The organism is Streptomyces sp. TS71-3 (assembly GCF_018327685.1).
Taxonomy (GTDB): Bacteria; Actinomycetota; Actinomycetes; order Streptomycetales; family Streptomycetaceae; genus Streptomyces.
Genome location: NZ_BNEL01000001.1, coordinates 4786273 through 4806062, shown reverse-complemented (window position 1 = coordinate 4806062; position 19790 = coordinate 4786273). Strand labels below are relative to the sequence as shown.

General features: G+C 72.6%; 17 protein-coding genes. 8 read left to right on the top strand and 9 right to left on the bottom strand.

Annotated features, from left to right (window positions below; translation table 11 throughout):
* Nucleotides 1–112 precede the first annotated feature (112 nt).
* The 5 genes from Sm713_RS19460 to thpD all read left to right on the top strand — a co-directional run bounded on the left by Sm713_RS19460 (nt 113) and on the right by thpD (nt 5060).
* Nucleotides 113–1216, top strand: coding sequence for an alanine--glyoxylate aminotransferase family protein (locus tag Sm713_RS19460; RefSeq protein ID WP_212910861.1), 1104 nt, complete (start codon nt 113–115; stop codon nt 1214–1216).
* Between the two features lie 529 nt (nt 1217–1745).
* Nucleotides 1746–2288 (top strand): diaminobutyrate acetyltransferase, encoded by a 543-nt coding sequence (ectA, locus tag Sm713_RS19455; RefSeq protein WP_212910860.1) that lies wholly within the window; start codon nt 1746–1748, stop codon nt 2286–2288.
* 84 nt (nt 2289–2372) lie between these two features.
* Entirely contained in the window at nt 2373–3644 is a 1272-nt protein-coding gene (gene ectB / locus Sm713_RS19450; RefSeq protein ID WP_212910859.1) for a diaminobutyrate--2-oxoglutarate transaminase, read from the top strand.
* 114 nt (nt 3645–3758) lie between these two features.
* Complete coding sequence (locus Sm713_RS19445; RefSeq protein WP_212910858.1) at nt 3759–4157, top strand: ectoine synthase; 399 nt, start codon at nt 3759–3761, stop codon at nt 4155–4157.
* A gap of 3 nt (nt 4158–4160) precedes the next feature.
* On the top strand, nt 4161–5060 hold the full coding sequence (gene thpD / locus Sm713_RS19440) for an ectoine hydroxylase (protein WP_212910857.1): 900 nt from the start codon (nt 4161–4163) through the stop codon (nt 5058–5060).
* 130 nt (nt 5061–5190) lie between these two features.
* On the opposite strand, the gene Sm713_RS19435 is transcribed toward thpD, so the two are convergent.
* Together Sm713_RS19435 and Sm713_RS19430 are read right to left on the bottom strand one after the other, a co-directional pair.
* Complete coding sequence (locus tag Sm713_RS19435; RefSeq protein WP_212910856.1) at nt 5191–6246, bottom strand: aminotransferase class V-fold PLP-dependent enzyme; 1056 nt, start codon at nt 6244–6246, stop codon at nt 5191–5193.
* Nucleotides 6247–6737: 491 nt separating this feature from the next.
* Nucleotides 6738–8270 (bottom strand): aldehyde dehydrogenase (NADP(+)), encoded by a 1533-nt coding sequence (locus tag Sm713_RS19430; protein WP_212910855.1) that lies wholly within the window; start codon nt 8268–8270, stop codon nt 6738–6740.
* Between the two features lie 135 nt (nt 8271–8405).
* Here Sm713_RS19430 and Sm713_RS19425 point away from each other — a divergent pair, with 135 nt between their 5' ends.
* The 3 genes from Sm713_RS19425 (at nt 8406) to Sm713_RS19415 (ending at nt 11620) form a co-directional block, all read left to right on the top strand.
* Nucleotides 8406–9179 carry an IclR family transcriptional regulator gene (locus Sm713_RS19425; RefSeq protein ID WP_212910854.1) on the top strand — a complete coding sequence of 258 codons (774 nt, stop codon included), beginning with the start codon at nt 8406–8408 and terminating at the stop codon, nt 9177–9179.
* 124 nt (nt 9180–9303) lie between these two features.
* On the top strand, nt 9304–10962 hold the full coding sequence (locus Sm713_RS19420) for a sensor histidine kinase (protein WP_212910853.1): 1659 nt from the start codon (nt 9304–9306) through the stop codon (nt 10960–10962).
* Nucleotides 10955–11620, top strand: coding sequence for a response regulator transcription factor (locus Sm713_RS19415; RefSeq protein WP_212910852.1), 666 nt, complete (start codon nt 10955–10957; stop codon nt 11618–11620). The genes Sm713_RS19420 and Sm713_RS19415 overlap by 8 nt, the downstream gene beginning before the upstream one ends.
* 99 nt (nt 11621–11719) lie before the next feature.
* On the opposite strand, the gene Sm713_RS19410 is transcribed toward Sm713_RS19415, so the two are convergent.
* From Sm713_RS19410 to Sm713_RS19380, 7 genes are all read right to left on the bottom strand, one after another.
* Nucleotides 11720–11869, bottom strand: coding sequence for a hypothetical protein (locus tag Sm713_RS19410; RefSeq protein ID WP_212910851.1), 150 nt, complete (start codon nt 11867–11869; stop codon nt 11720–11722).
* A gap of 8 nt (nt 11870–11877) precedes the next feature.
* A complete protein-coding gene (locus Sm713_RS19405) occupies nt 11878–13287 on the bottom strand; it encodes a sugar ABC transporter substrate-binding protein (RefSeq protein ID WP_212910850.1) in 1410 nt (469 codons plus the stop codon).
* Nucleotides 13288–13502: 215 nt separating this feature from the next.
* A complete protein-coding gene (locus Sm713_RS19400) occupies nt 13503–14672 on the bottom strand; it encodes a Gfo/Idh/MocA family protein (RefSeq protein WP_212910849.1) in 1170 nt (389 codons plus the stop codon).
* A complete protein-coding gene (locus tag Sm713_RS19395) occupies nt 14669–15544 on the bottom strand; it encodes a carbohydrate ABC transporter permease (RefSeq protein ID WP_212912122.1) in 876 nt (291 codons plus the stop codon). The genes Sm713_RS19400 and Sm713_RS19395 overlap by 4 nt, the downstream gene beginning before the upstream one ends.
* Nucleotides 15545–15561: 17 nt before the next feature.
* Nucleotides 15562–16521, bottom strand: coding sequence for a carbohydrate ABC transporter permease (locus Sm713_RS19390; protein ID WP_212910848.1), 960 nt, complete (start codon nt 16519–16521; stop codon nt 15562–15564).
* Nucleotides 16522–16895: 374 nt separating this feature from the next.
* Nucleotides 16896–18722, bottom strand: coding sequence for an L-arabinonate dehydratase (araD, locus tag Sm713_RS19385; protein ID WP_212910847.1), 1827 nt, complete (start codon nt 18720–18722; stop codon nt 16896–16898).
* Nucleotides 18719–19621 carry a dihydrodipicolinate synthase family protein gene (locus Sm713_RS19380; protein ID WP_212910846.1) on the bottom strand — a complete coding sequence of 301 codons (903 nt, stop codon included), beginning with the start codon at nt 19619–19621 and terminating at the stop codon, nt 18719–18721. The genes araD and Sm713_RS19380 overlap by 4 nt, the downstream gene beginning before the upstream one ends.
* Between the last annotated feature and the right edge of the window lie 169 nt (nt 19622–19790).

The window sequence follows — 19790 nt, the reverse complement described above, 5'->3', positions numbered from 1 at the left end:
GCCAGGGCCTACCCTCGGTCAGGCAGCCGCTCCGGGCGGCGTGCGCGCCGCACGCGCCCTGCGGCCACTGCCCTGACCTGCACCGACCGCCCACGGACCGGAGGCACGCCTCGTGACGCACCCCTTCCTCGACCTGGCTCCTTACACCCCGGCGCAGTTCGCCGCCGTGGAGCGCCGGCTCGCCCGGCTGCTGTCCACCGAGCACGATGTCGTGATCATGCAGGGTGAGGCGCTGCTGCCGCTGGAGGGGTGCATCCGCGGTGCCGCCGGGCCCGGCACCACCGCGCTGAACGTGATCACGGGGCCGTACGGGCAGACGTTCGGCGGCTGGCTGCGGGACTGCGGCGCCACGGTGGTGGACCTGGCCGTGCCGTACCACACGGCGGTGGCGCCGGAGCAGGTCGCTCAGGCGCTGGCCGCCCACCCCGAGATCGACTTCGTCTCGCTCGTGCACGCCGAGGCGGCGACCGGGAACACCAACCCGGTCGCGGAGATCGGCGAGGTGGTGCGGGCGCACGGCGCGCTGATGATGCTGGACGCGGTGGCTTCGGTGGCGGCCGAGCCGCTGCTGCCGGACGCGTGGGGCGTGGACCTGTGCGTGGTCGGCCCGCAGAAGGCGATGGGCGGGCCGGCGGGGGTCTCCGCGGCCGTCGTGAGCGAGCGTGCCTGGCAGCGTCTGGCGGCCAATCCGCGGGCGCCGCGGCGTTCGTACCTGTCGCTGCTCGACTGGAAGGAGCGGTGGATCGACGGCGGCCGGGCGGCGCTGCTGCACGCGCCCGCGCAACTGGAGATGCTGGCGCTCGAAGCGTGTGTGGACCGCATCGAGCAGGACGGGCTGGAGACGGTGATGGGCCGGCACGCCGCCGCCGCTGCGGCCACCCGGGCGGGCGCGGTGGCGCTCGGCGGGGGTCTCGAACCGTTCGTGCCCGACGTGCGGGCCGCGGCACCCGTGGCCACCACGCTGCGGGTGCCCGCGGACGCCGACGCCGCGAGCCTGGTGGCGCGGGCGCTGGCCGCGGATCCGGCGCTGCCGCTGGCCGCCGGCGGCGGGGCGCTGGCCGGGGAGATGATCCGGATCAACCACTACGGTCCGGAAGCCGCCCGGGGCGCCGTGCTCGCGGGGCTCACGGCTCTGGGGGAGGCGCTGGCCGAGTCGGGGGCGACGGTCGATGTCGACGGGGCGCGGGAGGCGGTGGAGCGGAGCTGGGAGGGCTGACGTCCTTGGGTGCCGACCTCTTGTGGGCGCCGGGCCGGTGGCGTCTGCCCCGTTCGGCGGGTGGCGACCTTGCGGTGTCGTCGCGACTGGTCGCTCCCCCACTGCCTTGAAGGCGTGGGAGGTACTTCCACCCCGCGCCCCTTCGTGGGCGCAGGTCAGAACCCTGCCGGGCCAAAGGCTTGCCACCGGCCGCTCGCCGGGCTTTATCGTGAATTTGACACGACCCGTACGGCGGAATTTCAGAATGCGTTTTCTCGCAGCATCCCGTATTCTTCTGCCCCGTTTCCGGCCTCGTAAACGCCCCAGTTCCCTGACGGTTCCTTACGAAATCCTGGCGAGCCCCTGTCACGTTACGTACATGTGACAGACTCCACAATGCGTCCGTTTCGCCCGGAAATTACCAGGCAAACCACCCGTATCGCCGACCTCATCGCGCGCACCTCGCGCACGCGCGATAACATACGTGCGCCTCGCCCGTAACCCTCGCTCGCGATGCATCTTCCGGAATTGCTAGGTAAATTGAATAAGCATGACCGCTGCACAAGCAGACCTGCAACCGCAATTCCTGGAAATGCCCGAGGGCCTGCGGCTCGACTGCCCCCGGGTAGCGGACGGAGCGACCCTCTGGCGCATAGCCAGAGACTCCAGAACCCTCGACCTCAACTCCCCGTACAGCTACCTGCTGTGGTGCCGTGACTTCGCTGGGACGTCCGTCGTGGGCCGCAACCCCGACGGCGAGCCGGTCGCCTTCATCACCGGCTACATCCGGCCGGAGCGGCCCCGCACCCTCGTCGTGTGGCAGGTGGCCGTCGACGAGAGCCAGCGCGGCAAGGGCCTGGCGGCCGCGCTGCTGGACGGGCTGACCGCCCGGGTCTCGGCCGACCGCGGCCTGATCGGCCTGGAGACCACGGTCACCCCCGGCAACGTCCCTTCGGAGCGACTGTTTACCTCGTTCGCCAAACGGCACTCGGTGCCACTGGAGCGCGAGGTGCTCTTCCCCGCGGGAGTCTTTCCGGAGGGCGAACACCATGACCCCGAGGTGCTGTACCGCATCGGACCCCTGGACTTCTGAGTCCGGGCGGCGACCGCCGCACCCGGACCCCTGCACGAGCACTCCCCCTGACACCCCTCACATCCCAGATCCCAGGAGCATGCTGTGACCATCACCCAGCCGGACCTGAGTGTCTTCGAGACCCTGGAGTCGGAGGTGCGCAGCTACTGCCGCGGCTGGCCCACCGTCTTCGACCGCGCACAGGGCAGCCGCATGTACGACGAGGACGGCCACGAGTACCTGGACTTCTTCGCCGGAGCCGGATCACTGAACTACGGCCACAACAACGCCGTGCTGAAACGTGCCCTCATCGACTACCTGGAGCGGGACGGCGTCACGCACGGTCTCGACATGTCCACCACGGCGAAGCGGGCGTTCCTGGAGTCCTTCCAGAACATCGTGCTGCGCCCGCGGGACCTGCCGTACAAGGTCATGTTCCCCGGCCCCACGGGCACCAACGCCGTCGAGTCGGCTCTCAAGCTGGCCCGCAAGGTCAAGGGCCGCGAGTCCATCATCTCGTTCACCAACGCCTTCCACGGCATGTCACTGGGCTCGCTCGCGGTGACCGGCAACGCCTTCAAGCGGGCGGGCGCCGGCATCCCGCTGGTGCACGGCACCCCGATGCCGTTCGACCACTACCTGGACGGCCGGGTGCCGGACTTCCTGTGGTTCGAGCGGCTCCTGGAGGACCAGGGCTCCGGCCTCAACCAGCCCGCTGCGGTGATCGTGGAGACCGTGCAGGGCGAGGGCGGCATCAACGTCGCCCGCCCCGAGTGGCTGCACGCCCTCGCCGAACTGTGCGCGCGCCGCGACATGCTGCTCATCGTGGACGACATCCAGATGGGCTGCGGCCGGACCGGTGCCTTCTTCTCGTTCGAGGAGTCCGGCATCACCCCGGACATCGTCACCGTCTCGAAGTCGATCAGCGGCTACGGGCTGCCGATGTCGCTGTGCCTGTTCAAGCCCGAGCTGGACGTCTGGGAGCCGGGCGAGCACAACGGCACCTTCCGCGGCAACAACCCGGCCTTCGTCACGGCCGCCGCGGCCCTGGAGACGTACTGGACCGACGGTTTCGCGATGGAGAAGCAGACCCTCTCGCGCGGCCAGCAGGTCGCCGAGGCGCTGGGCTCGATCCAGGACGAGCACCGCGGCGAGATCAAGGAGCACCGCGGCCGGGGTCTGGTGTGGGGCATGGAGTTCCACGACAAGGAGCGGGCCGGGGCCGTCGCCCGGCGCGCGTTCGAGCTGGGGCTGCTGGTGGAGACGTCCGGACCGGAGAGCGAGGTCATCAAGCTCCTTCCGGCCCTCACCATCACCCCCGAGGAGCTGGACGAGGGTCTGCGCACCCTCGCCCGCGCGGTCCGCGAGACGAGCTGAGCCGCACACCCGGCCCGGCATGTCCGGGCCGGGGCCGGCCCGTCCCCGTGAGACCGAGATCCGAATAACACCGCCACAGAATGGCAGAGCACAGAGAAGAGGCGTCGAGCCACCGTGATCGTCCGATCTTTCAAGGACATCGAAGGAACCGACCGGCACATCAAGTCGAAGTCGGGCACCTGGGAGAGCAAGCGGGTCGTGCTGGCGAAGGAGAAGGTCGGCTTCTCCCTCCACGAGACCATCATCTACGCGGGTACAGAGACGTCGATGTGGTACGCGAACCACATCGAGGCCGTCCTCTGCGTCGAGGGCGAGGCAGAGCTGACCAACGACGAGACCGGCGAGAAGCACTGGATCACTCCCGGAACGATGTACCTGCTGGACGGCCACGAGCGGCACACCGTGCGGCCCATGACGGACTTCCGATGTGTCTGCGTCTTCAACCCGCCCGTGACCGGCCGGGAGGACCACGACGAGAACGGTGTGTATCCCCTGTTGACGGAGGAGGCCTGAGCGATGACCGTCACCCCTGAGAAGACCAACGACCTGTACCCGAGCCGTGGCGCCACGGAGGTCTCCACTCCGCGCCAGGACCCGGTCGTCTGGAGCGAGCCGGGCGCGCCGGGACCGATTGGCGGCCAGGACCTCGCGTCCCTGGAGCGTGACGGCTTCCTGGCCATCGACCAGCTCATCACCCCGGACGAGGTGGCGACCTACCGCGCAGAGCTGGACAGGCTCGTGGCCGACCCCGGGATCCGGGCCGACGAGCGCTCGATCATCGAGCCCCAGTCGCAGGAGATCCGCTCGGTCTTCGAGATCCACAAGATCAGCGAGGTGTTCGCGAACCTGGTGCGCGACGAGCGCGTGGTCGGCCGTGCCCGGCAGATCCTCGGCTCCGACGTCTACGTGCACCAGTCGCGCATCAACGTGAAGCCGGGCTTCGGCGCCTCCGGCTTCTACTGGCACTCGGACTTCGAGACCTGGCACGCGGAGGACGGCCTGCCGAACATGCGGGCCGTCTCCGTGTCGATCGCGCTCACCGAGAACTTCGACACCAACGGCGGGCTGATGATCATGCCCGGTTCGCACCTGACGTTCCTCGGCTGCGCGGGGGCGACGCCGAAGGACAACTACAAGAAGTCGCTCCAGATGCAGGACGCGGGCACGCCGTCCAACGAGGCGCTGACGGGCTTCGCCGAGAAGCACGGCATCAAGCTCTTCACCGGCAAGGCGGGCTCGGCCACCTGGTTCGACTGCAACTGCATGCACGGCTCGGGGGACAACATCACCCCCTTCCCGCGCAGCAACGTCTTCATCGTCTTCAACAGCGTGGAGAACGAGGCGGTCGAGCCGTTCGCGGCCCCCGTCCGCCGTCCGGACTTCATCGGCGCCCGGGACTTCACGCCCGTGCGCTGAGCCGTCCCCCGGAGGCGTGAAGGGCCCGGTACCCCTCGGGGTGCCGGGCCCTCGCCGTGCCCGGACGGGGTCCGGACGTGGGCCTGAACCAGGGCACGGGACCTCGTGCGCCCACGGGGGCCCGCCGCTCTCAGGCGGCGAGCGCCGCCAGGAGGCGGTCCACGTCCCCGGAGGAGTTGTAGAGGTGGAAGGCGACGCGGAGGTTGCCCGCGCGGTTGGACAGTTGGATGCCCGCGGCGCTCAGTTCCGGCTGGCGGTGCCCCAGGCCCGGCACGGAGACGATCGCGGAGCCGGGCGCCGGCAGCGGCTCGTGGCCGAGGCGTGCGAGGCCCGCGCGGAACCGGTCGGCGAGAGCCAGGTCGTGGGCTCCGATCGCCTCGACACCCAGGTCCTCCAGAAGGGCGAGCGAGTGCTGGGCACCGGCGTACGAGAACAGGCTGGGGCTCTCGTCGAAGCGGCGCGCGGAGTGGGCGAGCTCGCGCACGGGGCCGTAGCAGCTGTCCCAGGGGCGCTCCCCGGCGACCCAGCCCGCGAAGACGGGGACGAGCCCGCCGAAGTCCTCGGGAACCACCAGGAAGGCCACGCCACGCGGGCAGCAGAGCCACTTGAAGGCGACGGCCGCGAGGTAGTCGTACTCCGTCGCGTCCAGCGGGAGCCAGCTGGCGGCCTGGGAGGCGTCGACGAACGTGCGGGCGCCGTGGGCGCGGGCTGCCTCGCGGAGCGCGGGCAGGTCGGCGACCCGGCCGTCCGCGGACTGCGCGGCGCTCACCGCGACCAGGGCGGTGCCGGGCCGCACGGCTTCGGGGACGGCCTCCAGGGGGACGCTGCGGACCTTGAGGCCGGGACGCATGTGGAAGGCGGTCACGACGGAGCTGAAGTCGCCGTCGGCGGTGACGACTTCCGCGCCCTCGGGCAGCGAGGCGGCGATGAGGCCGGCGTAGACGGCGACCGAGGCGCCCGCGGCCACCCGGGTGACGGGGGCCGACAGCAGGCGGGCGAATCCGGCACGGGCGCGCTCCACGTAGTCGTGGAGGACATCGGAGCTCTCGCCCTTGGCCACGAGCTGGACGGCCTGCTGCACGGCGTCCACGGTGCGGCCGGGCAGCAGGCCGGTGCTGGCCGTGTTCAGGAAGGTGGTGGAGGGGGTGAATTCGGCAGGGGCGAGGCTTTCGACGGTGGGCTCCATACGTCCACTGTGCGGTCCCGTCGCGTGCCGGTCCAGCGACTATCGGTGCACGGTACGTGTTAGCCCCGCTTCCGGGTCACCCGTACGCGGGGGTCCCACCCGCCCGTATGTGGGGCTTCGCCCCGGCCCACCTAAGGGCGCGGGGATGGGGGTACCTCCCACGCCTTTAGGGCAGTGGGGGAGCGAGCGACCACCACCCTGCCGGTGGCCCGGAGACGGCAGAGACTGCCCCCTCCGGACGGTGACGACCTGACGGTCCCGTCGTGGTTGCTCGCGCAGTTCCCCGCGCCCCTTAGACGGGGCTTCGCCCCGATCAGCCACCACCTGCCGGTGGCCCGGAGACGGCAGAGACTGCCCCTCTGGACGGTGACGACCTGACGGTCTCGTCGTGGCTGGTCGCGCAGTTCGCCGCGCCCCTAAAGGAAGGCCGGGGCGGCCCCGCATGGAACTGCTCCACCGTGGTGACCGGGGCCGCGGGGAACCCCCGCGATCTACCGCTCCAGGCTGCCGTTGAAGCGGCGCGGCAGGCCCAGCGGGTTGTCGTCGCGCAACTCCGGCGGGAGCAGTGCCTCCGGCGCGCCCTGGTACGTCACCGGGCGCAGCCAGCGCTCGATGGCCGTGGCGCCCACCGAGGTGGACGTGGAGGTGGTGGCCGGGTAGGGGCCGCCGTGGTGCTGGGCGGGTGCCACCGCGACGCCGGTCGGCCAGCCGTCGACGAGCACGCGGCCGGCCAGCGGGGTCAGCTCGGCGAGGAGTTCGGCGCCCCGGCCGTCCTCGCCCGCCGCCTCGCCGGTCGACAGGTGCACGGTCGCCGTGAGGTTGCCGGGCAGCCGGGAGAGCACCGCGGCGGCCTCGGCGTCGTCGTCGTAGCGCGCGAGCACCGTGACCGGCCCGAAGCACTCGTCCAGCAGCAGGTCGTGCTCGCCGGAGGCGGTCAGCCTGGCGGCCGGCACGGTCAGGAAGCCGGCGCTGACGGTGTGCTCGCCGCCCGCGCCCGGCGTCACCGGCGCGTCGACGTCCGGCAGGGCGGCGCGGTCGGCGACGCCGGCCACGAAGTTGTCCCGCATGCGGTGGTCGAGCAGCACCCCGGCCTCGGTGTTGCTGACCGCGTCGGTGAGGGCCTTGGCGAGCCGGTCGCCCCCCGCGCCGGTCGGCGCGAGCACCAGGCCCGGCTTGACGCAGAACTGCCCGACGCCCAGCGTCATGGAGCCGGCGAGCCCGGCGCCGATCTGCTCGGCGCGCTCGGTGGCCGCGGCCTCGGTGACCACCACCGGGTTCAGCGAGCCCAGTTCGCCGTGGAAGGGGATCGGCACCGGCCGCGCGGCGGCGGCGTCGAACAGCGCACGTCCGCCGCGCACCGAGCCGGTGAACCCGGCGGCGGAGACCTGAGGGTGCTTGATCAGGTCGATGCCGGCCTGGAGGCCGTGCACCAGGCCGACCACGCCCGCGGGGATGCCGTGCTGCTCGGCGGCGCGCCGCAGCAGCGCGGCGACCAGCTCGGAGAGGGCCGGGTGGTCGGGGTGGGCCTTGACGACCACGGGGCAGCCCGCGGCGAGCGCGCTCGCGGTGTCGCCGCCGGCCACCGAGAAGGCGAACGGGAAGTTCGAGGCGGAGTAGACGGCGACGACGCCCAGCGGCACCTTGTAGCGGCGCAGGTCGGGGATCGGCGGGGTGGCTGTGGCGTCGGGGTGGTTGATCACCACGCCGAGGAACTCGCCCTCGTCGACGACCCCGGCGAAGGCCCTCAGCTGGTACGTGGTGCGGGCCAGCTCACCGCCGAGGCGCACCGGGCCGAGCGCCGTCTCGGCGTCCGCGGCCTCCACGAGCTGGTCCTTCGCGCCGTCCAGCACATCGGCGGCGGTCCGCAGGAAGGCGGCGCGCACCACGCGGTCGGCGAGGGCGCCGCGTACGGCGTGCGCCGCGCTGACGGCCTGATCGACCTCCTGGGTTGTGGCTTCCACCGCAACCTGCTCGCGCTGCTTTCCGGTTCGGGGGTCGACACTCCAGACTGGTGCTGCTGCCACCGCGGATTCCTCCAGATATAGGCGACTCACCAGGGCCGTGCAGCTTGTTCGGTATGCTGAACGCTGTCTCTGATGATGAATCTGCTTCTGGAGACTATATCTTCCAGTCACGGGCGAACGAAGGGGTCGAGGACGATGACGGCAGTCGAGACGGGCGGCGGCGCGCAGGTCAAGTCCGCGGTGCGGACGGTTGAGCTGCTGGAGTACTTCGCCGGCCGCCCGGGGATGCACTCGCTGGCCGCCGTCCAGGAGGCCGTCGGATACCCGAAGTCCTCCCTCTACATGCTGCTACGCACGCTGGTCGACCTCGGCTGGGTCGAGACGGACGCCACGGGGACACGCTACGGCATCGGGGTGCGGGCGCTGCTGGTGGGCACCTCGTACATCGACGGCGACGAGGTGGTGGCGGCCGCGCGCCCCACGCTCGACAGGCTCTCCGACGACACCACGGAGACCATCCACCTGGCCCGCCTGGACGGCACGAACGTCGTCTACCTCGCCACCCGCCAGTCGCAGCACTACCTGCGCCCCTTCACCCGGGTCGGCCGCCGGCTGCCCGCCCACTCCACCTCGCTCGGCAAGGCGCTGCTCGCCACGTACTCCGACGAGCAGGTGCGCAAGATGCTGCCGGAGACGCTGGCGCAGCTCACCGAGCACACCATCACCGACCGCGAGAAGCTCATCGAGGAGCTGCACCAGGTGCGCGAGCAGGGCTTCGCGGTGGACCGCGAGGAGAACACGCTCGGGCTGCGCTGCTTCGGGGTCGCCATCCCCTACCGGACGCCCGCGCGGGACGCGATCAGCTGCTCGGTGCCGGTGGCGCGGCTCACGCCCGCGCACGAGCAGATGGTCAAGGACGCCCTCTTCGACGCACGCGACCGCCTGACGCTGGCCACCCGCAGGCTCTGAAGCCACCAGCGGGCTCTGAACCCTCCGCGGTAGCGGCCACTCCGCCGTGAGTCCGCCATAAGGGGGAGCCGAATCAGCACGGAGCAGGAGGCGCGCCTGCCCCGCGGGACGGGAGTGTGGGGGCATGACGCGCCGTTCACGCACCACTCCCCCGGGCCGGGTCCGCGCGGCGGCCGGGGTGCTGTTCGGGCGCCGGGCCCGGCGGCGGTGGGTCCACCTGGTGCTCGGCGGGGCGCTCGCCATGCCGTACTTCTTCGTCGGCGAGACCGTGGTCGGCCCGCTGGCCGGCTCGTCCCCGGAGGTCTTCACCTCCTTGTCCGGGCAACTGGCGTCGCTCGCCGTGGGGCTGCCGCTCGCCGCCCTCACCGCCCTCTTCCCGCTCACCCGGCCCATGTCGGTGGCCGCGGTGCGCGCGTTGTGCGGGGTGCCGGCGGACCTGCTCAGCGACTCGCCGGCGCCACGGGGCGCACGCGGTCGTACCGCGCTCTGGTTCACGCTCCACTTGGGCACCGGCGCGGTGCTCAGCGGAATGTCGCTGGCGGTACCGCCGTTCGCGGCGGTACTCGTCGCGCTGCCGGTGTCGGCGGCACTCCGCGACACGGGCACCGGCCTGCCCGGGGTGCCCGACCACGCCTGGGTGCTGGCGCTGGCGCCGCCGGCCGGCGCCCTGGCGCTCCTCGCGCTCGCCGGGTGTGCCGCGGGAGCCGGCGCCCTGCTGGCGCGCTGGGCGCCCCGGTTGCTGGGCCCCACGGCGGGCGACCGGCTGGCGGCGGCCGAGCGGCGCGCGGCGGACCTGGCGGCGCGCAACCGGCTCGCGCGCGATCTGCACGACTCGGTGGGGCACGCCCTGAGCGCGGTCACCCTCCAGGCGAGCGCCGCCCGCAGGGTGCTGGAGCGCGACCCGGAGTTCGTGCGGGAGGCCCTGGCAGCGATCGAGGACACCACCCGGCGCACCGTCGGCGAGCTGGACGCCGTGCTGAGCCTGCTCCGCGGCGATCCCGACTCCTCCCCGACGTCCCCCGGCGACCACCCCGGAGACGGCACCGGCGACGGCAACGGCAACGGCAACGACAACGACAACGACAACGACAACGACAACGACACCGTAGCGAGCCACGCACGGCCACCCGGCTCCGGGCGGCCCCGGGCGCCGTCCCCCACGCTCGCCTCCGACCTGTCCGGGCTGCTGCACCGCAGCCGCGCCGCCGGCATCCGCCTGGCCGCCGCCGTCCCGGGCCCCGACGCGCTCGCCGCACTGCCGCCCGCCGTCTCCCACGAGGGGTACCGCATCGTCCAGGAGGCCCTGAGCAACGCGCTGCGCCACACCGGCGGAAGGGCCCCGGTGCGCCTGGACGTCACCGTGGCCGGCGGCGAGCTGGAGATCCTGGCGGAGAACCCGCTGCCGGACCCCGTGCTGCCGGACCGCCCGGTCACGCCGACCGGGCACCCGCGGCACCCGGCCACGGATCCGGGACCGCCCGCGGCGCAGCCGGAGCAGCCGGTGCGCAGCGGCGGCGGGAACGGCCTGCGGGGCATGGCCGACCGCGTCCGGCTGCTGGGCGGCAGCCTGCGGGCGGGGCCCACGGAGACGGAGACGGAGACGGAGACAGGGACGGAGACGGAGACCGAGGCAGGGCGCTGGCGGCTGCGCGTACGGCTGCCGCTGAAGCCGGCGACCGACTACATGAAGACAGATCCCCATGTCGACAAACACACCCCCGCGCCGTACCTCCCGAGCACTCCGAGCCCCACCCCACCCACCCGCGAGGACGTTCATGACTGAGCACGCCGCCGTCCGCGTCGTCGTCGCCGACGACGAGCGCATGGTGCGCAGCGCGCTGCGCGCCATCCTGGACGCCGAGCCGGACCTCACCGTCGTGGGCGAGGCCGCCACCGGCGCAGAGGCCGTCTCCGCGGTGCGCGAACTGCGCCCGGACGTCGTGCTGATGGACGTCCGGATGCCCGGCATCGACGGGATCCGGGCCACCGAGCACATCCTGCGCACGCTGGAGGTGCCGCCGCGCATCGTGGTCGTCACCACCTTCGAGAACGACGCATACGTGTACGCGGCCCTGCGCGCCGGCGCCGCCGGGTTCCTGCTGAAGCGGGCGGACGCCGACGCGCTGGTGCAGGCGGTGCGCATGGTGGTGCGCAGCGACACCCTGCTGTACCCGGCCGCGGTGCGCGCGCTCGCCGAAGCGCACGCCGCGGCGGCGGCTCCCGCGCCGCCCTGGGTGGCCCGGCTGACCGCGCGGGAGGGCGAGGTGCTGCGGCTGATGGCGACCGGGCTCACCAACGCCGAGATCGCCCTGCGCCTCGGCGTCGGCTCCGCCACCGTCAAGACGCACGTGGCGGCGGTGCTGGCGAAGACGGGTGCCCGGGACCGCACCCAGGCGGTGATCGCGGCGTACGAGGCGGGCTTCACGAAGCCGGCGCGGTAGCGCGAATCGCCCTGCGACCGTGAGCCGCCCGCGAGCTGTGGGCCCCGTGCCGGACGGGCCCGTACCCGCCCGGCACCGCGCGTTCCGTTGCCCCCGGCCTCACGTGCGCGGCGGTGTCCAGTTCCCCGGGTACGCCGCCGGCGTGCGGCCCGGGTCGGCGCCGAGCCCTGCGCCGGGGTGGGCGGCGTTGCGGACATCGTCGGCGCCCTTGACCTGCGTGACGCGATCATGACATTCATGGATGCGCATGCGGCGCCTCATCCCTCCTGCTCGTTCCACTCGGCCTGGGCCTTGTCGAGCTGGTCGGCGAGGGTGTCCAGGAAGTCCTTCGCCGACTCCCTGCCGAGCAGCACCTTCTGGAGGTTGGGCTCGTTGTCGGCCTTGCTGATGGTGTTCCAGTCGGGCAGGTAGTACGGGAGCTGGACGATCTTGATGCTGCCGTCGTAGAGCGCGGCGGCGGCCAGCTTGGTCGCCTCGGACTTCTGGATCCAGGGATCGCCCACCGCCTCGGTGTTGGCCGGGATCGCGCCGGCCGCCTCGTTCCAGGTGCTGTTGGCCGCGTGCGAGAGGGCGAACTCGATGAAGGTCCAGGCCGCGGCCTTGTTCTTGCTCGACTTGAACAGGGCGAGGCCGTCGACCGGGTTGGAGACCTGCACCCGGGTGCCGTCGGCCAGCGTGGGGTTGGGCAGGCCGCGGAACTTGCCGGGGCCCAGCGCCTTCAGGTGGTCCTGGTAGGAGCCGAGGTTGTGGCTCAGCATCCCGATGGTGCCGCTGTCCCACTGCGCGACCATCTTCTTGAAGTCGTTGTTGACGTCGGCCGACGGCGTGTCCTTCTTGTACAGGCCGAGATAGCGCTCCAGGGCCGCCACGTTCCGGGGGTCGTTGACGGTGGTCGTGGTGGCCCTGCCGCCGGACGTCTTCCAGAACGAGGTGATGCCGGACTGCCCGTACATCGCGTCCAGCGCCGGGGCGATGGAGCCCTCGCCGCCGCGCAGGGTGAACCCGAAGCGGTTGCGGGCCCGGTCGGTCAGCTTGCCGGCGGCCTCGTAGAAGCGGTCCCAGGTGGTGGGGGCAGGCAGGCCCGCGGCCTTGAACAGGTCGGTGCGGTACCAGAGCGTCCCGTTGTTCGCGGAGGTCGGCACCGTGTAGAGGTGGTCGCCGCCGCCCGCCGACCGGACGCTGTCGACCATGCTCCGGTTCAGCTTGCCCTTCAGGCCGCTGTCGTCGATGCGTCCCTCCACCGGCTCCAGGGCGCCCTGGGCCGCGATCCCGGCGAGCATCGCCGTGCCCACTCCGCCCACGTCGGGCAGGCCGCCGCCCTGGATGGCGGTGTCGTACTTGGACTGGGCGTTCTCGGCCGGGATGCCGACGTACTTGACGTGGATGTCGGAGTGCGCCTTCTCGAAGTCGGCGATGATCTTCTTCCACACGTCGGTGCGGACGCCGCCGTTGTTGTCCCAGAAGGTGATCTCGCCCTTTCCGGAGCCCTCGGCGCCCTTGTCCCCGCCGGCGCCGCTGCCGTCGTCGCCGCAGGCCGCGGCGGTCAGGGCCAGGACGGTGGCGGCGGCGAGCGCCAGGGCGGCGCGGCTCACCCGACGTCCGGGAGCCGTGGCCCCGCCTTCTGGTCGGCCGCGGGTGCTGCTGTGCGTGCTGCCCGTGTCGGTCATGTCGGCTCTCCTTCTTCAGCTTCGGCGCTGTCGTTGTCGCCGTCGCTGTCGCTGTGCGGATGTGGTCGCCCGGCGGGCCGGACGGGGTGAGTGGTGACGGGCCCGGCGGGCAGTGGAGCAGGATCACGGGTGCGGAGGTGCGGGTATGGGGGTGCGGGTGCGGAGGTGCGGGTGCGCGGTTGGAGATGCGGGGTGCGGGGGGTGCGGGGTGACGGTCAGGCGTCGCGTGGCGCGGGCCGGGCCCAGGCGGCGCCCAGCTCCGCGTAGCCGCAGAGCTGTTCGGCGGCTGCCGACACGAGGCCGTCGATGCCGCGCACGACCCGCCGGGAGGGGGCGCCCGGCGGGGAGTACCAGGCGTCCGGCGGGAGGGGCACGGGGTCGGGCGCGCGTCGAATCGCTTCAACGACCCGCATGAAGGCGCCCGTGGTGCGTATGCCGGCCAGCAGTCCGGCGCGTCCCGCCAGGTGGTCGAGCAGGTTCTCCAGCAGGTCGATGCGGTCGTGCACCCGTTCCTGGGGCGGGTGTCCGGTGCGGTCCAGGCGGACCCGGTCCTGCCGGTACCAGAGGGTGACGCGGCCGTGGGTGCCGTGCACCACGACGTAGGGCTCGCCGGGCTCGGCGGCGCAGAGGGTGGCGGCGACGGCGACGCGGTCGCCGCGGGTGGTGGTGACACGGGCCCAGGAGGTGTCGTCGGACTCGATGGCGTGGGCCCGGAACAGCTCGGTCTCCACCTGCGCCACGTCGTCCGCGCCCGTCGCCCCGGCCAGCGCGAGGGCCGTGGCCACGGCGTGCGCCAGCGGGTTGGTGAGCGCCCCGTCGACCACGTCGGCCCCGTCAAGACGCCGCCGGCCCGCCCAGGGCGCCCGGCGGAAGTACGCCTCGTCGCGCACCCACGCCCCCGCCGCACCGATGCCCAGCACCTCGCCGATCGCGCCGTCCTCGACCAGTTCCCGGACGGCGGGCAGCGCGCCGGAGCCCAGTGACTGGAAGCCGATCTGGCAGGCGACCCGGGCCTTCTCCACCGCCTCGGTGAGCCGCAGGTACTGCGCGAAGGACGGAGCGGGCGGCTTCTCCAGCAGCAGATGGACGCCGTGCTCCACGGCGGTCAGCGCCAGTTCGGTGTGCGTGTGGATGGGGGTGCACACGACGGCGGCGGCCGGCCGGGTCCGGGCCAGCAGCACCCCCAGGTCGGCGGAGTGCGCCGGCTCCCCGAGACCCGCCGTCTCGGCGTCCGCCAGCGGGGCGAGGTCGCAGACGCCCACCAGGCGGACCCGGCCCAGGGCCACCAGGCGCCGGATGTTCTCCAGGTGGCTGCGGCCGTGCCCGCGGGCGCCCACCAGGACCACCGGCACCGGCTCCGCCTGCCCGGCCAACGTGCCGCTCATCCCTTCACCGCCCCGGCGCTGAAGCCGGTGACCAGCCACTTCTGGATGAACGCGAAGACGATCACCACGGGCACGGCGGCGATCACCCCGCCCGCGGCGAGCGCGCCGAGGTCGACGCTGTCGGCGCCCATCAGGGTGTTGAGGCCGACCGGGATGGTCTGCTTGTCCTGGTCGCTGAGGAACATCAGGGCGAACAGGAAGTGGTTCCAGCTGTGCACGAACGCGAAGGAGCCCACGGCGATCAGGCCGGGCCGCAGCAGCGGCAGCACCACCGAGCAGAACGCCCGGAACCGCCCGCAGCCGTCCACCCAGGCGGCCTCCTCCAGCGAGTACGGCACGTTCTTCACGAAGCCGCTGAGCAGCATGATCGACAGCGGCAGCTGGAAGACGGTCTCGGCGACGACCACGCTGGCCAGCGAGTTGATCATCCGCAGGTTGGCGAAGATCTGGAAGAGCGGCACCAGCATCAGCGCGCCCGGGATGAACTGCGAGCAGAGCAGCGCGAGGGTGAAGGCGCGCTTGACGCGGAAGTCGAAGCGGGCGAGCGCGTAGCCGCCCGCGAGCGCCACGACCGTGGTCATCAGCAGCGAGCAGACCCCGACGAGCAGGCTGTTGCCGAAGAACGTTCCGAAGCTCCGCTCGGTCCACACCTTCTCGAAGTGCTCCGACGTCAGCGGCCACGGCAGCAGCGAGGTGGAGCCGGCCGGCCGCAGCGCGAAGAGCAGCATCCAGTAGAACGGGACCAGCGTGAACAGCAGGTACAGCCCGAGTGGCAGGTAGATCTGCCAGCGCGGCACCTCGTCCCAGGAGCGCCTGCGGCGCCCGGCGCCCGCCCGGTGGCCGGGCGGAACGGACAGCGCGGGCACGGTCATCGGGGCCGGCGGTGATGTCACGGGTTCTCGCCCCCGAACTTGCTCAGCCTGAGGTACACCAGCGAGCCGAAGAGCAGGATCACGAAGGCCACCGAGGTCAGCGCGGAGGCGTACCCGAAGTCGTGCGAGTCGACGGCGATGGAGGCGATGCGCAGCGGCAGCGTCGTGGTCTCGCCCGCGGGGCCGCCGCCGGTGAGGGTGTAGAGCAGGTCGACGTTGTTGAACTCCCACACCGCGCGGAGCAGCGTGGAGAGGATGATCGCGTCCTTCAGGTGCGGCAGCGTGATGTGGAAGAACTGCCGCGCCCTGCTGGCGCCGTCGACCTCGGCCGCCTCGTAGAGGTCCTTCGGCACGGACTGGAGGTCGGCGAGGATGAGGATGGCGAAGAAGGGCACGCCGCGCCAGAGCTCCGCGACCACCACCGCCGGGAAGACCGTGCCGGTGCCCGAGAGCCAGGACGTGCCGTAGGAGCCCATCCCGAGGTCGGCGAGGTAGCGCGTGACACCCGTCTGGGAGTTGTAGAGCAGCAGCCAGATGGTGGAGGTCAGCACGCCGGAGACGGCCCAGGGCGAGAAGACCAGGGAGCGCGCCAGGGCCCGGCCCACGAAGGTCTGGTTGACCAGCAGCGCGAGGGCGAGGCCGAGCAGGAGTTGCAGCACCACCTCGGTGCCGACCCACTTCAGGCTGAAGCCCAGCGTCGAGAGGAACTGCGGGTCGTCGGTGAACGCGGTGACGAAGTTGGCGGCGCCCGCGAAGCCGTTCCGCCAGGGCTTGGTGGGGTTGTAGTGCTGGAGGCTGTAATAGAAGACGCTGAGCACCGGGTAGGCGATGAAGCCCAGCATCAGCAGCACGGCCGGCGCGATCAGCAGGTACGGCAGGCGGCGCGGGGCGGCCCTGGTGCGGCTGCGTATCGCACGGGCGGAGGGGGGCGGCGGCTCGCCCGCGGTCTGCCGTGGCACGGCTGCGGCGTGGGCCATCAGTCTCCTAGCGAGGGGACCCGGGGCTGAAGCCGAGGGGGAAATCGCTTCCCTGGCCTGTGGTATTTTCTTTTCGCCCCGAAAGGGGTCGGTTCGGGCTGGACCGCAACCCTTGGGTTGGAAGCCTGCCGCTTCAGCGGCGGGTGGAGTCACGACTGCTCTCCGTTCTCGTCCGGCGGAACACAGGGCGGTGCATGACGTGCGAGGCCGTGCATGACGTGCACGGTGGTGCGGTGAAGCGCTTCGACGACGGTGGTACCGCTCCCGATTCCCGGTAGGGGCGGCCCCCTGAGGGGTGCGGAGGTACTTCGGTGCCGGGTGGGCCGGGTCCGGGCGGGCTCGGTTCCCGGTGCCCCGAGGGGGCTGACGGGACGTCAGCCCGCGTACGGGTCGGGCACCTTCCCGGGGCGGGCCAGGAAGGCGAAGTCGCAGCCGGTGTCCGCCTGGGTGATCTGCTCGCTGTAGAGCGCGCCGTAGCCGCGTTCGTACCGCGGGGGCGGTGGCGTCCAGGCGGCCTGGCGGCGTGCCAGCTCCTCGTCGGACACCTCAAGTGTCAGGGTCCGCTCCGCCACGTCGAGCGTGATCAGGTCCCCGGTGCGGACGAGGGCCAGCGGGCCGCCGACGTACGACTCGGGCGCGATGTGCAGCACGCAGGTGCCGTACGAGGTGCCGCTCATGCGGGCGTCGGAGATCCGCACCATGTCCCGTACGCCCTGCTTCAGCAGGTAGTCGGGCAGCGGCAGCATGCCGTACTCGGGCATGCCGGGGCCGCCCTTGGGGCCCGCGCCGCGCAGCACGAGGACGTGGTTGGGGGTGATGCCGAGGGCCGGGTCGTCGATGGTGCGCTGGAGGGTCTTGTAGTCGTCGAAGACGACCGCGGGCCCGGTGTGCTTCAGCAGCCGCGGATCGGCGGCGATGTGCTTGATGACGGCGCCGTCGGGGCAGAGGTTGCCGCGCAGCACGGCCACGCCGCCCTCGGTCGCGACCGGGTCGTCCCGGGTGCGGATCACGTCGTCGTCGTGGACGAGGGCGCCCGCGAGCTGGTCGCCGAGGCGGTCGTGGGCGACGGTGGGCCGCTCCAGGTGCAGCAGGTCGGAGATCCGGGACAGGAACCCGGGCAGCCCGCCGGCGAAGTGGAAGTCCTCCATCAGGTACGGGCCGCCGCCGGGCCTGACGTTGGCGAGCACCGGCACCGTCCGGGAGATCCGGTCGAAGTCGTCGAGCGTGAGCGGCACCCCGGCGCGGCCCGCCATGGCGATCAGGTGGATCACCGCGTTGGTGGAGCCGCCGAGCCCGAGCACGCAGGTCACCGCGTCCTCGAAGGCCTCACGGGTGAGCATCTCGGAGATCCTGCGGTCCCTGCGGATCAGCTCGACGATCCGGCGCCCGGAGGCCGCGGCCATGCGGTCGTGGCCGGAGTCCACGGCCGGGATGGAGGAGGCACCGGGCAGGGTGACGCCTAGGGCCTCCGCCGCGGCGGTGAGGGTGGACGCGGTGCCCATGGTCATGCAGTGGCCGGGCGAGCGGGCGAGGCCGCTCTCCAGCTCGGCGAGCTCGCAGTCGCCGATGGTCCCGGCACGCCGCTCGTCCCAGTACTTCCACATGTCCGTACCGGAGCCGAGCACCTCGCCGCGCCAGTGTCCTGGCAGCATCGGCCCGGCCGGCACGAAGACCGCGGGCAGGTCGACGGAGGCGGCGCCCATCAGCAGCGCGGGCGTGGACTTGTCGCAGCCGCCCATCAGCACGGCGCCGTCGACGGGGTAGGAGCGCAGCAGCTCCTCGGTCTCCATCGCGAGCATGTTGCGGTAGAGCATCGGGGTCGGCTTCTGGAACGTCTCGGAGAGCGTGGAGACGGGGAACTCCAGCGGGAAGCCGCCCGCCTGCCACACGCCCCGCTTGACGGCCTGGGCGCGGTCCCGCAGGTGGACGTGGCAGGGGTTGATGTCCGACCAGGTGTTGAGGATCGCGACGACCGGCTTGCCGAGGTGCTCCTCGGGGAGGTAGCCGAGCTGCCGGGTGCGGGCGCGGTGGCTGAACGAGCGCAGGCCGGAGGAGATCGAGCTGCCGTACCACTGGTGGCTGCGGAGTTCTTCGGGGCCGCACGCGGGGGTGCCGGCACCGTCCGGGGCGCCCGAGCCGTCAGGGGTGTCCGGGTCCGCCGGGGTGCCCGCGCCGGCCGGGGTGCCGGGGCCCGCGCTCACCGGGACCACCCCGCGACGATCGCGGCGACCTCGGCGCGCCGGTCCTCGGGCAGGGTGCTGCTGGGTGGCCGCACGTCGCGGCGGCACAGGCCGAGCCCGGCCAGCGCCTCCTTGACGACGCTGACGTTGTCGGCGGAGCCGTCCGCGCCGCGCAGCTCCTCGAACCGGCGGATCCGCTCCCACCCCCGCATGGCGGCCGGGTAGTCGCCCGAGCGGAGCGCTTCGAGCAGCGAGAGCGAGATGTCGGGGGCGACGTTCACCAGGCCGGAGGTGAAGCCCGTGGCGCCCGCGGAGAAGTACGACGGCGCGTACGGCTCGGCGAGTCCGGCCACCCAGACGAACCGTGCGAGGCCCGCGTCGCGCGCGAAGGAGGCGAAGTGCACGGCGTCCGGCACCGCGTACTTCACGCCGATGACGTTGGGGCAGGCGTCGGCGAGCTCGGCGAGCCGGGCGCCGGGGATCCGGGGATTTCGGACGTAGGGCACCACGCCCAGCTCGGGGACCGCCTCGGCGATGGCACGGTGGTAGTCGACCCAGCCCTGCGCGGAGACGTACGGGTGGACCGGCTGGTGGACCATCACCATCGCGGCGCCTAGGTCGCGGGCGTGCCGCGCCCCCGCGACGGCGGTGGGCACGTCGTGCCCGACGCCCGCGAGGATGGTCGCCCGCTCCCCCGCCTCCGCCACGGTCAGCTCGGTGACGGTGCGGCGCTCCTCGGGGCTGAGGGCGTAGAACTCGCCTGTGTTGCCGTTCGGCGTGAGGGTGCGCACCCCTCCGTCGAGGAGGCGGTGCAGCAGCTTGGCGTGGGCGGCGCGGTCGAGCGTCCCGTCCTCGGCGAACGGCGTCACGGGGATCGCCACGACATCGGCGAGTGCGGCCCGCTGGGCTGCGAAGGTCATGCGACGGCCCCTCCTTCGGCGGCCCCCGCGGGGCGCGGGGCGCCCGGGGTGCCTGCGGTGTCGGCTGTGGTGTCGGCTGCTGGGGTGTCCACGGCGGCAGGGGCCGCGGGGTCGCCGGCGACGGCGGCCACGGTGGTGTGCGCGCCGGCTCGTTCGGCGGTGGCGCCGG